Origin of the sequence: Aureitalea marina (genome assembly GCF_002943755.1) — a bacterium.
Lineage (GTDB): Bacteria > Bacteroidota > Bacteroidia > Flavobacteriales > Flavobacteriaceae > Aureitalea > Aureitalea marina.
Window position 1 is genome coordinate 2,501,935 of sequence record NZ_MQUB01000001.1, and the last position, 14,679, is coordinate 2,516,613.

A 14,679-nucleotide genomic window follows, 5' to 3' on the forward strand; every position below is an offset into this window, starting at 1 on the left:
AGGCCGGAATCGTTATTCAAACGACTCCGGCCCCTCTATTGTTATTGAAATCTGCTTATTCTTCGTCAAATTCCTCCATTTCCCAGTCGTTCATGAAGGCAGTGGTATAATTACCTTCTATGTAGGCCGGATCGTCCATTAACTGACGATGGAATGGGATGGTGGTCTGTATTCCTTCGATAACGAACTCATCCAAAGCACGGCGCATTTTGCTGATGGCCTCTTCCCTGGTCTGAGCTGTCACAATCAGCTTGGCGATCATGGAATCGTAGTTTGGCGGAATAACATATCCTGCATAAACGTGAGTGTCCAAACGAACTCCGTGTCCACCTGGAGCGTGAAGTGTCGTGATTCGGCCCGGAGAAGGTCTGAAATCGTGGAATGGATCCTCTGCATTGATCCTACACTCGATAGAATGCAACTGAGGCGTATAGTTTTTCCCAGATATCGGAATCCCAGCTGCCACTTTGATCTGTTCCCTAATCAGGTCATGATCTACCACCTCTTCCGTGATCGGGTGCTCAACCTGAATACGAGTGTTCATCTCCATAAAGTAGAAATTCCGGTTTTTATCCACTAAGAATTCTACTGTTCCTGCTCCCTCGTACTTGATATACTCCGCAGCTTTAACCGCAGCTTTACCCATGTCCTCCCGTAACTTGTCTGTCATAAACGGACTTGGAGTTTCTTCGGTCAGTTTTTGGTGACGACGCTGGATAGAACAGTCGCGTTCTGACAAGTGACAAGCTCGACCCGTACTGTCTCCGACGATCTGTATCTCGATATGGCGAGGCTCTTCGATGAGTTTCTCCATATACATGTCGTCGTTTCCAAAGGCCGCCTTACTCTCTTGACGAGCAGAGTTCCACGCGTCTTCCAATTCGTCCTCGGTCCAGACTGCACGCATTCCTTTTCCACCACCACCGGCACTGGCTTTAAGCATAACCGGGTAGCCAACTTCTACTGCAAGTTTCTTACAGGTAGGAAAGTCTGGTATCACCCCTTCACTCCCTGGTACACAAGGAACACCCGCTTCTTTCATGGTAGCTTTAGCTGTTGCCTTGTCTCCCATTTTTTCGATCATTTCCGGAGAAGCTCCAATGAATTTCAATCCATTATCGGCACAAATACGAGAAAATCTCGCATTCTCAGAAAGAAAACCGTATCCCGGATGTATGGCATCAGCATTGGTTATTTCCGCAGCTGCTATGATGTTAGCCATTTTCAAATAGCTCTCAGTACTTGGTGGAGGACCTATGCAAACTGCCTCGTCCGCAAAACGAACGTGCAGACTTTCGGCATCGGCAGTAGAATAAACCGCAACGGTCTTAATACCCATCTCCTTGCATGTGCGAATTACACGCAGGGCAATCTCTCCCCTGTTCGCAATCAGAATCTTATTAAACATAAGCTGAAATTAAATGGTTCCCGGCCAGACAGATCTGGCCTATCATCTACCCCTTAAGAGGGATCAACAAGGAATAAAGGTTGATCAAACTCGACCGGTGTCGCGTCATCCACTAAGATCTTCACGATCTTCCCGGATACTTCACTTTCGATCTCGTTGAATAGTTTCATCGCTTCAATCACACATAGCACATCTCCGGGAGCGACTGTGTCACCTACTTCGGCGAATACGGGCTTGTCTGGTGAAGGTTTTCTGTAGAAGGTACCTATGATTGGGGATTTCACGGTAACATACTTGGAATCGTCCGATGCTTCAGCCGCCGGAGCTGGTTCTGAAGCAGCAGGCGCCACAGGAGCAGCCTCTACTGGCGCAGCGGCAATAACCTGTGGTTGAACGGGCGCCACTGCCGGCATTTGCTGCACATAGGTGGGTTCGTTCCGTTCATCTTTACCGGTTCGAATGGTGATTTTGACCTCTCCCATTTCTAGTTTGACCTCGCTCGCCCCAGATTTGGCGACAAACTTGATCAAATTCTGGATGTCTTTTAACTCCATCTTTGTAAGGTTTAGCTTTTACGTTTTAGTTCGTTTAGTTTGAGTCGTAGGCCCATTTCAAATAAATGGCGCCCCAGGTAAATCCGCCACCAAAGGAAGCGAATACGACGTTATCACCTTTTTTCAACTGAGATTCGTAATCCATCAAACACAAAGGCAGCGTAGCTGAGGTTGTGTTGCCATATCGATGGATATTCATCATGACCTTGTCATCGTCGAGTTCCATGCGGCGGGCAGCGGCATCTATAATCCGCTTATTCGCCTGATGAGGCACCAACCACTGGACGTCGTCGCCAGACAAGTTATTGCGATCCATGACCTGCGCACAGGCATCGGCCATGTTGGAAACGGCAAATTTGAATACGGTCTTTCCATCCTGAAAGACGTAATGTTGCTTGTTTTCAACTGTATCGTGAGAAGCCGGAAGTATAGAACCCCCTGCATCTATCTTGAGGTGCTCCCGTCCAATCCCGTCAGATCTTAAGTACTCATCTACTACGCCCAGACCATCCTCAGATGGTTCAAAAAGAACAGCACCTGCTCCATCACCAAAGATGATACAAGTAGCTCGATCTTCGTAATCGATGATAGAGGACATCTTATCTGCTCCAATCAGCATAACCTTTTTATACCTGCCGGATTCGATATACCGGGCAGCTGTAGACATACCGTAAAGAAAACTGGAGCAGGCAGCGACCAGGTCATATGAAAAAGCGTTTACGGCTCCTATCTCAGAAGCGACGTAAACGCCTGTAGCTGCAACCGGCATATCCGGAGTCGCAGTTGCCAAAATGATCATGTCAATGTCCTTGGGATCGGTCTTGCTCTTCTCAAGCAAGTCCTTGGCGGCCTGGATTGCCAGATAGCTGGTCCCTTTGTTCGGGTCCTTCAACAGGCGGCGCTCTTTTATCCCTGTACGCGTGGTGATCCATTCATCATTGGTGTCCACCATCGTTTCTAGGATCTGATTAGTGAGTACATAGTCGGGGACATATCCCCCTACAGCGGTAATTGCTGCGTTGATCTTACTCATATGAGCCGGATTTGGTTCAAAAAAGCCTAAAACTCCCTTGAAAAGGGTGAAAATTACTAAATTTTTAGATCAATTGGACCGAAAAGCGTCCTATTTGATCGAAAAATCCAGCTTAAAAAAAACTCCCACCTCCGAGAGCCTCGGAACAGTGAGAGTATGGGTTCGGAAAACCTTTAAACTTAGGCCTCTACCGCTTCGGTCGAGTCGATCACAACCTGACCGCGATAATACAACTTACCTTCGTGCCAGTGGGCGCGGTGGTAAAGATGAGCCTCGCCAGTTGTTGGATCGGTGGCCAGCTGAGGCATTGACGCCTTGTAGTGCGTTCTTCTCTTGTCTCTTCTAGACTTGGAAATTTTTCGCTTAGGATGAGCCATTTGTCTTTATTTATCCGTTAATAGTTTCTTTAAATCGTCCCAGCGAGGATCGGTATCATCCGAATCATCGCCTGTTTGGTTACCCAAACTTAGTTCATTGAGTTTATCGAGTATCTCGCTCTTTAGGCTTCCGTCCTTCACTCCCGGATGAATTCTCCTGGAAGGAAGAGAAAGCACAATTGTTTCATACACCTGTTGTTGTATGTTGACTTCATGACTTCCATGAGGTATGATCATCAAATCTTCATTATGATCGTCAAACTCATGCCCAAATTTAACCACAAACTGATGACTACCTGAAACAGGAAGGTCAAAAATCTCATTGGTCAAATCACAATTGACATTGGCCTTACCCTCAAAATCAAGGTCAAACTCCAACATTGTGAGTTTCTTGATCATCCCGACAACCAGCTCAATCTGGCTATCGTTAAAATCCTCATACTCGAAATGCTCAAAGAACTCCTGCCCTATTTGAAACTTGAATTGGTGTGCTCCGGCTTTTAACCCGATAAAGGGAATAGTATACTCTTTCAATTCCTCCATGAACTCACCAAATACCTTATCCACTTACAAATAAAGCGGGGGCAAAGATAAAAAATAATTTTTATCCCCTTTCTGTATTATGATTTCTTTTTAACAACCGGACGCTTTCTTCCTGTCTTTAACGGATTGGCTGAAATTTCCGCATATTCCGTCCGTTTGCGATAGATTTTTACAGCTGAAAAAACCGCCTCCTTAAAGGAGTCAAAAGAAGCCTCATTCTTGCCCGCCAGATCAAAAGCCGTTCCATGGTCAGGAGAAGTTCTGATCCTAGATAATCCAGCTGTGAAATTTACACCTCGGCCAAATGACAAGGTCTTGAACGGGATCAATCCCTGATCGTGATAAGCAGCCAATATCCCATCGAAGTTCTCGTAGTTGCCTGAGCCAAAGAAGCTGTCTGCAGCATACGGCCCAAAAACGAGGGTGCCTTCTTGCCTAATCTCATCCAGGGTGGGACGCATCACATCATCATCTTCGCTCCCAATGACACCATTGTCACCTGTATGCGGATTTATGCCTAACATGGCGATTTTCGGCTTGATCAAACCAAAATCCTGGATCAAAGCTTGCTTCATCAACTGCACCTTCTTCTTGATCAAATCTGGTGTGATCGCAGCACTGACATCCTTAACAGCAAGGTGATCGGTGAGCAAGCCTACCCTTAGTGAACTAGAAACCATAAGCATCAAGCTCTCACCTTCCAAGGCTTGAGCAAGATAATCTGTATGACCGGGGAACTGGAAAGATTCAGACTGTACATTGGATTTGTGGATCGGGGCTGTAACAAGCACATCAATACCTCCGGACTTCAGCGCATCTACAGCTGCTTCCAATGAGCGCACCGCATATTTACCCAATGAAGGATCTTCTGCCCCTAGTTGAACGGTGACATTATCCTTCCAGACATTGACCACATTGACCTTTTTGGAAACGGCTTTTGAGGCATTTTCAATTCCCTGCAGCCCAAGCTCTAATCCGAGCTCCTTCTTGATATGTGATAATAATTTGACGGACCCAAAGATCACAGGGGTACAAAAATCTAACATACGGTTATCGGAAAAGGTCTTGAGTATGATCTCGCTTCCTATTCCATTCAGGTCTCCAATTGAAACTCCAACCTTGATCTTATTGGGTGTTGCCATGGTATTTTCAGGGCATTAATATTCGTACTTTTGCGTCGCAAAGTTAACCATTTAAGTCATGTTTACGGGAATAATTGAGGAAGTTGGGCTGGTCAAAGAATTAAGACAAGCGGGTGATAATATTCAGTTTAACATCGAGGCTAAAATTACCCCCGAGCTTAAAATAGATCAAAGTGTCGCGCACAATGGGGTGTGCTTGACGGTGATCGCGATCGAAGGCAACAACTATTGGGTCGAAGCCATTGAAGAAACCTTGGTAAAATCGAACCTGGGAACCCTCGGTAAAAATGACCTTGTAAACCTAGAAAGAGCAATGAAACTTGGAGATCGTTTGGACGGCCACATCGTTCAGGGGCATGTGGATCAGGTTGGAACCTGTTTGGAGGCCCGGGAACTTGACGGTAGCTGGACCTATCGGTTTCAATATGACCCGTCTCTGGGAAATGTTACCATCGAAAAGGGATCGATAACGGTCAATGGCGTCAGCTTAACTGTTGTAGACTCAGAAAATAGCTCTTTCTCGGTAGCTATCATTCCATATACCTATAAGCACACTAGTTTCAATCAACTACAAGTCGGCGATAAGGTCAATCTGGAATTTGATGTAATAGGGAAATATGTGCAGAGAATATCTCAACACAAATGATGGCCAACAAAAAATCTACAACTCGAGGTCCTTTGCCTCTATTTTCCTGTGGGATTTCATGTGATAGTAAAAATAAATTCCAAGAACTACACCGAAAACTAATAAAACCCAGATGTTATCGTCAATAGGGAGCTGGTCTTCAGGAGGAGCCCGATTAACTGGAGGTGGCGGTTCTTTTTCGCCTTGACCCATAGCCGTAGCAATGGGAACTAATAATAGTAGCAGTAGTATTTTCACGATTTGGGGTCGCATATTAAACGACTAAAGTAATAATTTTTTTCAAACGTCTGCTTAAAAAGCCTTCCTAAAGAAGGCATTACAAGGCCGAATTCACGTATTCAAAGCCAAAACTACCCAATTGCAACGCCTGGCCCATTATTAAATGGTTAAGGCTGCATTTAGTGACGCTTCCCCAAATCTAATTTGTGGGAGGTTAGGACGGCAAATGTACGTGCTATGCCACGATAAATCAAAAATTTGTTGGTAAACAAGAGTGACTGAGACAGTTATAGACTAATTTTCCCACAAGTATACTAGAATATTTGGCTTTACAAAGCAGCAAACCCATTTACGGACGAGCTATTCACAAATTGCGACTACTACTTTCAAGAATAGAGATAGAGGGGAGTTGATTTTGTTGGCAGTTGTGTGATCTTGGGGTAAATTATGACGGGTGGGGGTGGATTCCCTTGAAATGATGAACTCGATTTTACCTGAAAATCTTGACAGGTCCGCACCCTAGGATCACAAAATGTCCACTGGACATTTTACCCGAGGAGCCAGCAGGCGCGGAGGCGGGTCCATGAGTTCGAGCGCAATACATCCAATAAAAAAGCCCTTACTTAGTTGTAAAGGCTTTCTCTTATTTGTGGTCCCACATGGGCTCGAACCGGGCCGAGGGATCACAAAATGTCCAGTGGACATTTTGCCTGAGGAGCCAGCCGGCGCGAAGGCGGTTCCATGAGTTCGAGCGCAATACATCCAATAAAAAAAGCCTTTACTTAGTTGTAAAGGCTTTCTCTTATTTGTGGTCCCACATGGGCTCGAACCGGGCGGAGTGTGAAGAATTTGTCCGGTGGACAAATTTAGCGAACGAGCCAGCAGGCGGGGAGGCGGGTCCATGAGTTCGAGCGCAATACATCCAATAAAAAAAGCCTTTACTTAGTTGTAAAGGCTTTCTCCTATTTGTGGTCCCACATGGGCTCGAACCGGGCGGAGCGTGAAGAATTTGTCCGGTGGACAAATTTAGCGAACGAGCCAGCAGGCGGGGAGGCGGGTCCATGAGTTCGAACGCAATACATCCAATAAAAAAAGCCTTTACTTAGTTGTAAAGGCTTTCTCTTATTTGTGGTCCCACATGGGCTCGAACCATGGACCCCCTGATTATGAGTCAGGTGCTCTAACCAACTGAGCTATAGGACCGGGTTGCAGGCTGCAAATGTAAAACTCTTTGCAGCAAACACAAAACTTATTCAGGGCTTCTGTCCTGGCATAATTCGACCAAAACGCCACCTGCGGATTTTGGATGAAGGAATGCAACCAGCTTGTTATCCGCTCCGATTTTAGGTTCTTCGTTCAAGGCAACAAAACCTTTCTCTTTCAGCCGCTCAATCTCTGAGCGAATGTCATCGACGGCATAAGCAATATGGTGTAATCCTTCTCCTCTTTTCTCAACGTAACGGCTAATCGGACTGTTGGGGTTAGTTCCTACAAGGAGCTCGATCTTGCTCTCGCCACATTTAAAGAAGGAGGTCGTCACTCCTTCTGTCGGCACTTCTTCCCTTTTGTAAGATTGGACTCCCAAAAGATCTTCGTACATCTTCTCGGCCGCATCGAGGTCCTTGACGGCTATTCCCAAATGTTCAATTTTGTTCACGCTGTTGAATTTTAATCAAAAGTAACAAAACCGAATTGTAGTACCTTTGCCTTATGGCAGAAAGTAACAGACAACGAAAAATTGCAGGTGTTCTGCAAAACGATATTGCACAAGTACTGCAACAAATGATGACCGATGGAGGCCAGTCGGGAATTCTGGTTTCTGTTTCTAAGGTTTCTGTGTCCGTGGACTTATCTGTGGCCAAGGTTTATTTGAGCATTTTCCCCTCCGAACACGCCAGTAAGCTCCTTAAAGAGATCAATACTCACAAATCGCAAATCAAGCACAAAGTGGCTGTCCTTACCCGAAATCAGCTCAGAAAGATGCCAGACCTGACTTTCTACAATGACGACTCCTTGGATTATATCGATCGGATTGACCAGGCTTTCAAAGGTTCAGACGATCCATTGAAAGACCCCAGTCTACTGGCCAAGAGAAAAAAGAAATAGGTGTGGGGTTCTCCCTCTACATCGCCAAGCGCTACCTCTTTACAAAGAGCAAGAATAATGCTATCAACATCATTACCTCCATTGCAGCGGCAGGAGTAGTCATTGGATCTTTATGTCTTTTTGTTGTCCTTTCCGGATTCTCAGGCCTAAAGGATTTCAGCCTGCAGTATACTACCTTGATCGACCCAGACCTTAAGGTTAGCCCGGCTTCGGGAAAAACAATTTTATTGGATTCCACGCTAATTCAGGAGTTAGACCGAATTCCGGAGATTGCGCACTATTCTAAAATTATTGAAGAGCGTGTATTCCTGAATTTTCGAGGGAAAAACCATATAGCCGTCATCAAAGGCGTTGATGAAAATTTTGAGCGCGTTAATCCTGTGGATAGTATAATGCTGGATAATGACTGGCTTAACCCCGAACAGTATGAAGTGGTTGTCGGACTTGGAACGGCATATAAATTATCCCTCGGGGCTAGAAATTATCAGAACCTCTTAGAGATTTATGTTCCCGAAAAAGGCGCAAATCTCTCCGGTGTTCTAGATGCAACACAAGCTTTCAGCAAAGAACAGGTTGTTGTTTCCGGGATCTACGAGATAAACGAGGAATTGAACGATAAATATGTATTCGCCGACTTGGCCTTGGCGAGAAATCTGTTGTCACTTTCCCAAGATCAGTATTCAGGTTTAGAAGTTAAACTTGCGCCTGAAGCTTCCCAAGAGGATGCGCGTGCAAAATTGAACGAACTATTTGACAACCAGGTGCAAGTGTTGGATCGGGTTCAGCAGAATGACGCACTTTACAAAATGCTGAACACTGAGAACATTGCTGTTTACCTCATCTTTACACTCGTTATGATCATTGCTCTGTTCAATGTTATCGGTTCTATCATCATGATGATACTGGACAAACGCAACAACATTAGTACCCTGTTTAATTTGGGGGCTACATTGAAGGAGATCAGGCAGATCTTTTTCTTCCAAGGGGTTATCATGACCAGTCTCGGCGGAATAATTGGTATTCTCTTGGGAATTATCCTGGTCTATTTGCAATTGCAATTTGAGTGGGTCAGTATTACCCCTTCCCTGGCCTATCCGGTAAAGTTCAAGTGGATCAATGTGATTGTGGTCCTGTTGACCATTTCAACCCTGGGCATGCTAGCCGCAAGAATCGCTTCTATAAGGGTTAAGGCAGCCTTGAACAGCTGATCAAACGAATTGGTGATCGCCAAAACGTTCCAGCACCTCCTCAAAGACGGCAAAGACCTGCTCTGAATGATCACTGGTCACCATCTTGGTCCGGTAGACTTTGAAATCTGGAATTCCTTTAAAATAATTGGTGTAATGTCTTCGGGTTTCAAAAACCCCAAGTTTTTCTCCTTTCCAATCAATAGACATTCGCAAATGCCTTCGTGCCGCTTCAACACGTTCGGCCATGTTAGGAGGGGCTAGTTTCTGACCGGTCTCAAAGTAGTGCTTCACTTCCCTGAAGAACCAAGGGTAGCCAATACTGGCCCGTCCGATCATGGCTCCATCCAACCCATACTGATCTCGCATCTCCATAGCGCGCTCAGGAGAGTTGACATCTCCATTCCCAAAGACCGGGATGTGCATTCGGGGGTTATTCTTCACCTCAGCTATAGGAACCCAATTGGCATCTCCCTTGTACATCTGAGAGCGAGTACGACCGTGGATGGAAATTGCCTTACAGCCCACATCCTGTAACCGTTCGGCCACTTCTACGATCCGGATAGAATCGTGATCCCAACCCAATCTCGTCTTAACAGTAACTGGTAATTTGGTGTGTTTGACCATGGCTTCGGTCAATTTGACCATTAGGTCAATGTCTTTAAGAATTCCTGCGCCAGCGCCCTTGCTGACCACTTTTTTCACCGGGCATCCAAAGTTGATATCGATGATGTCCGGGCCACTGGCCTCGACGATCTCTACAGACCGAAGCATGGATTCTAATACCGCACCAAAGATCTGGATCCCGACGGGTCGTTCTTTTTCATAGATATCCAACTTCATGACGCTTTTGGCAGCGTCTCGAATTAAGCCTTCGGAAGAAATGAATTCAGTGTAAACCACATCTGCACCTTGTTCCTTACAAAGTGCGCGGAAAGGAGGGTCGCTTACATCCTCCATAGGAGCAAGCAATAGGGGAAAATCCCCAACATCGATGTCGCCGATCTTTGCCATAGCGTTGCAAAAATAGCAATAATCGGATTTAACGGTCTAATCGGCCTTTCTCCTTGGAATCTATCTGCCGCTGATTATCGCTCAGGTTCCAATTTCCGAAGTTATAGAGAAAGCTGGCCCGGAACATGCGGGACTCCGGCATGGCGAAATAAGAGTTGTCCTGGTTGTAATACTGTGAACTGACCCGAATGTTGTTGGTGTTAAAGATATCGTCAACACCAAGGGTAATGCTTGCCTGATCATTCCACAGGCTTTTACGTATTGACAGAGAAAGTGAGAATTGGTTCTTGTAGGAATAAGACCCATAAATGTAATTGGACATATAAACCGCTGTCAGGTCTGAGGTCAGCGACTGGTCCTTGCTCAATGTAAAACTATTGTACCACTGGGCATAAAATCCTGGTGTGCTGTTAGAATAGGTTTGCTGAATACTCTCTTCGGCCAAAAATTCATTCTCGAGGTAATAGAATGACGAATAAATAAAGGAATACCACCAGGGACGGATGGAATTGGTGTAGATCACATCCAGGCTATACTGAAAATCCTCGATTAGGTTGGCATCAACCGTCCGGATCACGCGGGTTTCATTGTCCTGAAACACAAGTGTACTCAAACTGTTATTGCTGTGCTCGTAATAGGCCTCTACGGTCAAAACATTGTTGTAATTGTAGCTTAGCGCGATCTTATTATTAGTTTCAGGCCTCAAAGAAGGATTACCGGAATTGAAGTTGGTCTCATTGATAAAATACTTGAATGGATTCAGGCTTTGATATCGCGGTCGATCGATCCTTCTGGCGTAACTTAATCCCAGGGTGTTCTTCTCGTTCAGATTATGAGATAGAACTACTCTTGGAAACCATTCAAAGTAATTTTGGGTGTTCACAAGGCCCAATGCCCTAGAATCGCCTTCCACGTCCGTATGCTCAACCCTTAACCCTGCCTGAAGTCCCCAACTTTCCCATTGTCTCTCCAATTCGGTGTATGCTGCATAGATGGATTCGTCATAGAGGAACCTATCAGAGAGATCAGGGTCCAGTGCGGGAGGCATAGTATTGCGATTGAGAAAATCCAGGCCGCTGTCCGTACTTATATCGGAATACTTTACCCCACTACTAGCCGAAAACCGACCTATTTGATAGTCCAGGTCCATGGAGGCGGTCCAAATATTGGTCTCTTGAAATGCCGAGGTCGAAAAGGTGTTGTTCCTAATAAAATCTCCATCTGGCAGAAAATAGGAGGTTTGAATATCCTGGTCCTGAAACTGTTCAAAAAAGATGTAATTGACCCCAGTTCTCAACTGGGTATTCCCTTGCCCAAGATCTACCTGATGTTCCAGCTGAAAAGACAAATTGGTCCGATCGTTCTCTAATCGGCTAGCCGTCGTAAAGAGACTGTCCAATTGCCTGGATGGAGCAAAGATGTCCGTTCTGATTCCATTCTGATATCGCTCATCTGGACCAAAGACCAAATTGGAGGTCAGATTTAAGGTGTTTTTCTCGTTGAGCTGAAAATCTGCGATCAGATTGGCCTGGTGTGCATAAGATCTTGTTGTTCGTTCCAGGTCCGATTCCCAAAGTGAATTGAGGCTTCCATCGGGTTCAAAGTAATTGATGTGATCGTCCTGGCTCTTAAATTCCTTTCTTGGGCTGTAACTGTATGACCCATAAAAGTCGATCCAGTTATTCTTGTAAAAGTGAGCAGTGTTCAAATTGTACTTGGCGAAAACCGCTTGCTCGTAGGTAGCCCCTACATTTCCTTTATACCCGACCGAGATTGCCTTGGAGGTAAGTATATTCAGCACAGCACCGCCTTCTGCATCGAATGAAGAAGAAGGATTGGTGATCACTTCGATGGACTGAATGACAGAAGCATCCAAACTTGTTAATAGAGTGACTATCTCTGAAGACGAAAGGTACACCCGCCTGTTGTTGATATAGATCTCCGTTGGTGTATTTCGGATACTGATATTGTCTTGCACAACCAAAACCCCCGGGGTCTTTTTAAGCAAATTCATGGTATTCCCGCTGGAAAGGGTAGAATTCTCAACATCGAAGGTCAACTTCCCAATTTCTCTTCTAACTACCGGAGTGCGTACACTGATCACGGTCTCGTCCAACGCTTGCCTTTCTGCAACCAACTGAAGTTGACCAAGATTCATATCTGATGCCGCCTCTACTTCCATCTTCCGGTCCCGGAACCCCACCATGGAGAATTCGATCGAATATGCTCCGCCTACCACAGGAAGCTCAAATTGACCATCCTGGCCTGTTGAGGCGCCGCTTATGATCTCTACTTGCCCTAGTTCCTTCGCAGTTACGTTGACAAACTCGATGCCAGCACCAGTAGAATCAATGACCTTTCCAGTCAACACAAATTCCTGCGACCAGGCTAGGTTCACCAATAGAAAAAGAAGAAAGAACAGCGGCTTTTTCATAGAGTAGGTCATCCGATTGGGGCGGACGTATTCGCTGTGCGCGACTATGGTGTGTGAATGGTTAATTTGCAAGGGTGTCGTTTCGCGCCAATTTAGCACGTAAATATATGAAATTTCCTACTGTCAGTGAACCGCCACATTTCTACACACTTAGACAGCGCGAGCCGGCATTTTGAGTTATATTTGCAACCCCTAAAGCAGCGTAGACAGGCTCATGAAGCACATTCGAAATTTTTGCATAATTGCCCATATTGATCATGGAAAAAGCACCCTGGCCGATCGCTTGTTAGATACAACAGGTTCGGTAACAGCACGGGAAAAACAAGATCAGTTGTTGGACAATATGGATTTGGAGCGGGAAAGAGGCATTACTATTAAGAGTCATGCTATCCAGATGGAATACACTCATCAGGGCCAGGAATACATTCTGAATTTGATCGATACTCCTGGTCATGTTGATTTCTCCTATGAGGTTTCCCGGTCAATTGCGGCCTGCGAAGGTGCGCTGCTGATAGTTGATGCCGCACAAAGCATACAGGCGCAGACCATTTCCAATTTGTATCTGGCGCTGGAAAACGATCTTGAGATCATTCCGATCTTGAATAAGGTTGACCTCCCTTCGGCCAATCCTGAAGAGGTAACGGACGATATAGTGGATCTTCTTGGTTGTGACCCCGAGGAAGTAATTCCTGCTAGCGCAAAAACAGGTATAGGAATAGAGGACATTCTAGAGGCTATTATCGATAGAATCCCTTCTCCAAAAGGAGACATCAATGCTCCACTTCAGGCCTTGATCTTTGATTCCGTGTACAACCCCTTCAGAGGAGTTGAGACCTATTTCAGGGTGATCAACGGTTCTATCCGGAAAGGACAACAGATCCAGTTCATGGCCACCGGAAAGTCCTATTCAGCAGACGAAGTAGGTACTTTAAAGCTGAATCAGGTGCCAAAACAGGAGATCCTTGCTGGAGATGTGGGTTACCTGATCACTGGGATCAAAGATGCCAGAGAGGTCAAGGTAGGTGACACCATTACGGACACCAAAAACCCGACCCAGGAAGCTATTTCAGGCTTTGAGGACGTAAAACCAATGGTTTTTGCAGGAATTTACCCGGTAGACACCGAAGACTACGAAGAGCTTCGCAACTCCATGGAGAAACTGCAATTGAATGATGCTTCCTTGGTTTTCCAACCAGAGAGTTCTGCCGCCTTGGGCTTTGGTTTCCGCTGCGGATTCCTGGGGATGCTGCATTTGGAGATCATCCAGGAACGATTGGAGCGCGAATTTGATATGACGGTCATCACTACCGTCCCTAACGTATCCTATCACGCTTACACAAATCGGGAGCCGGATACCGTGATCTTGGTTAACAATCCAAGCGACCTGCCAGATCCATCTACCCTAAACCGGGTGGAAGAGCCATTTATCAAGGCTAGTATTATCACCAAGGCTGATTTTGTTGGACCGGTGATGTCCCTGTGTATTGAAAAGCGAGGGCAGATTACCAACCAGACCTATTTGACCCAGGACAGGGTCGAACTCAGTTTTGATATGCCACTGGCCGAGATCGTCTTTGATTTTTATGACAGATTGAAAACCGTATCCAAAGGATATGCCTCCTTTGACTACTCCCCTATTGGAATGCGAGAGTCCAAACTGGTCAAGGTAGATGTTCTGCTCAATGCCAACTCAGTAGATGCGCTGTCGGCCCTGATTCATCAGGATAATGCCTATGATATTGGAAAGAAGATGTGCGAAAAACTGCGGCAACTTATCCCACGTCAACAGTTCGACATTCCTATACAGGCTGCCATCGGTTCTAAGATCATAGCCAGGGAGACTGTGAAAGCCCTCCGAAAGGATGTTACAGCCAAGTGTTATGGTGGGGACATTACCCGTAAAAGAAAGCTTCTGGAAAAACAGAAAAAGGGTAAAAAACGGATGAGAGCGGTTGGAAATGTTGAAATTCCCCAAGAAGCTTTTATGGCCGTTCTAAAACTTAACGACTAACTTCC

General features: G+C 45.6%; 14 protein-coding genes and 1 tRNA gene. 4 read left to right on the forward strand and 11 right to left on the reverse strand.

Annotated elements, in window-relative coordinates; all coding sequences use genetic code 11:
- Window positions 1–55: 55 nt before the first annotated feature.
- The 6 genes from accC to pdxA form a co-directional block, all read right to left on the reverse strand.
- The gene (accC, locus tag BST85_RS11430; RefSeq protein ID WP_104813368.1) at window positions 56–1,408 is read right to left on the reverse strand and encodes an acetyl-CoA carboxylase biotin carboxylase subunit; all 1,353 of its coding nucleotides are present in this window, start codon (window positions 1,406–1,408) and stop codon (window positions 56–58) included.
- A 53-nt stretch (window positions 1,409–1,461) separates the two neighbouring features.
- Window positions 1,462–1,962: an acetyl-CoA carboxylase biotin carboxyl carrier protein gene (accB, locus tag BST85_RS11435; RefSeq protein ID WP_104813369.1), complete on the reverse strand. Its 501-nt coding sequence runs from the start codon at window positions 1,960–1,962 to the stop codon at window positions 1,462–1,464.
- A gap of 34 nt (window positions 1,963–1,996) precedes the next feature.
- On the reverse strand, window positions 1,997–2,995 hold the full coding sequence (locus BST85_RS11440) for a beta-ketoacyl-ACP synthase III (RefSeq protein WP_104813370.1): 999 nt from the start codon (window positions 2,993–2,995) through the stop codon (window positions 1,997–1,999).
- A gap of 179 nt (window positions 2,996–3,174) precedes the next feature.
- The gene (gene rpmF, locus BST85_RS11445) at window positions 3,175–3,372 is read right to left on the reverse strand and encodes a 50S ribosomal protein L32 (RefSeq protein WP_104813371.1); all 198 of its coding nucleotides are present in this window, start codon (window positions 3,370–3,372) and stop codon (window positions 3,175–3,177) included.
- A gap of 6 nt (window positions 3,373–3,378) precedes the next feature.
- Window positions 3,379–3,939, reverse strand: coding sequence for a YceD family protein (locus tag BST85_RS11450; RefSeq protein ID WP_342750428.1), 561 nt, complete (start codon window positions 3,937–3,939; stop codon window positions 3,379–3,381).
- A gap of 53 nt (window positions 3,940–3,992) precedes the next feature.
- Window positions 3,993–5,057: a 4-hydroxythreonine-4-phosphate dehydrogenase PdxA gene (pdxA, locus tag BST85_RS11455; RefSeq protein ID WP_104813372.1), complete on the reverse strand. Its 1,065-nt coding sequence runs from the start codon at window positions 5,055–5,057 to the stop codon at window positions 3,993–3,995.
- Window positions 5,058–5,115: 58 nt separating this feature from the next.
- Between pdxA and BST85_RS11460 the strand changes: the two genes are divergently transcribed.
- Entirely contained in the window at window positions 5,116–5,703 is a 588-nt protein-coding gene (locus BST85_RS11460; protein ID WP_104813373.1) for a riboflavin synthase, read from the forward strand.
- A gap of 15 nt (window positions 5,704–5,718) precedes the next feature.
- Here BST85_RS11460 and BST85_RS11465 read toward each other — a convergent pair whose 3' ends face one another.
- The 3 genes from BST85_RS11465 to mce form a co-directional block, all read right to left on the reverse strand.
- Complete coding sequence (locus BST85_RS11465) at window positions 5,719–5,940, reverse strand: hypothetical protein (protein ID WP_146090711.1); 222 nt, start codon at window positions 5,938–5,940, stop codon at window positions 5,719–5,721.
- A 1,111-nt stretch (window positions 5,941–7,051) separates the two neighbouring features.
- Window positions 7,052–7,125 (reverse strand) — tRNA-Ile (locus BST85_RS11475).
- Between the two features lie 46 nt (window positions 7,126–7,171).
- Window positions 7,172–7,579, reverse strand: a complete 408-nt coding sequence (gene mce, locus BST85_RS11480; protein WP_104813376.1) for a methylmalonyl-CoA epimerase — start codon at window positions 7,577–7,579, stop codon at window positions 7,172–7,174.
- Window positions 7,580–7,632: 53 nt separating this feature from the next.
- On the opposite strand from mce, the gene rbfA reads away from it, so the two are divergent.
- Both rbfA and BST85_RS11490 read left to right on the forward strand, forming a co-directional pair.
- Complete coding sequence (gene rbfA, locus BST85_RS11485) at window positions 7,633–8,028, forward strand: 30S ribosome-binding factor RbfA (RefSeq protein WP_104813377.1); 396 nt, start codon at window positions 7,633–7,635, stop codon at window positions 8,026–8,028.
- Between the two features lie 2 nt (window positions 8,029–8,030).
- A complete protein-coding gene (locus BST85_RS11490; RefSeq protein ID WP_104813378.1) occupies window positions 8,031–9,236 on the forward strand; it encodes an ABC transporter permease in 1,206 nt (401 codons plus the stop codon).
- On the opposite strand, the gene dusB is transcribed toward BST85_RS11490, so the two are convergent.
- Together dusB and BST85_RS11500 are read right to left on the reverse strand one after the other, a co-directional pair.
- On the reverse strand, window positions 9,237–10,229 hold the full coding sequence (dusB, locus tag BST85_RS11495) for a tRNA dihydrouridine synthase DusB (protein WP_104813379.1): 993 nt from the start codon (window positions 10,227–10,229) through the stop codon (window positions 9,237–9,239). It abuts the gene before it with no gap.
- Window positions 10,230–10,257: 28 nt separating this feature from the next.
- On the reverse strand, window positions 10,258–12,663 hold the full coding sequence (locus BST85_RS11500; RefSeq protein ID WP_181040012.1) for an outer membrane beta-barrel family protein: 2,406 nt from the start codon (window positions 12,661–12,663) through the stop codon (window positions 10,258–10,260).
- Window positions 12,664–12,877: 214 nt separating this feature from the next.
- Between BST85_RS11500 and lepA the strand changes: the two genes are divergently transcribed.
- Complete coding sequence (lepA, locus tag BST85_RS11505) at window positions 12,878–14,674, forward strand: translation elongation factor 4 (RefSeq protein WP_104813381.1); 1,797 nt, start codon at window positions 12,878–12,880, stop codon at window positions 14,672–14,674.
- Window positions 14,675–14,679: the final 5 nt, after the last annotated feature.

Coding starts and splice junctions, on each gene's coding strand:
- BST85_RS11460 (WP_104813373.1), top strand. CDS start 5,116: ATGTTTACGGGAATAATTGAGGAAGTTGGGCTGGTCAAAGAATTAAGA.
- accC (WP_104813368.1), bottom strand. CDS start 1,408: ATGTTTAATAAGATTCTGATTGCGAACAGGGGAGAGATTGCCCTGCGT.
- rbfA (WP_104813377.1), top strand. CDS start 7,633: ATGGCAGAAAGTAACAGACAACGAAAAATTGCAGGTGTTCTGCAAAAC.
- BST85_RS11440 (WP_104813370.1), bottom strand. CDS start 2,995: ATGAGTAAGATCAACGCAGCAATTACCGCTGTAGGGGGATATGTCCCC.
- BST85_RS11500 (WP_181040012.1), bottom strand. CDS start 12,663: ATGAAAAAGCCGCTGTTCTTTCTTCTTTTTCTATTGGTGAACCTAGCC.
- dusB (WP_104813379.1), bottom strand. CDS start 10,229: ATGGCAAAGATCGGCGACATCGATGTTGGGGATTTTCCCCTATTGCTT.
- rpmF (WP_104813371.1), bottom strand. CDS start 3,372: ATGGCTCATCCTAAGCGAAAAATTTCCAAGTCTAGAAGAGACAAGAGA.
- lepA (WP_104813381.1), top strand. CDS start 12,878: ATGAAGCACATTCGAAATTTTTGCATAATTGCCCATATTGATCATGGA.
- accB (WP_104813369.1), bottom strand. CDS start 1,962: ATGGAGTTAAAAGACATCCAGAATTTGATCAAGTTTGTCGCCAAATCT.
- pdxA (WP_104813372.1), bottom strand. CDS start 5,057: ATGGCAACACCCAATAAGATCAAGGTTGGAGTTTCAATTGGAGACCTG.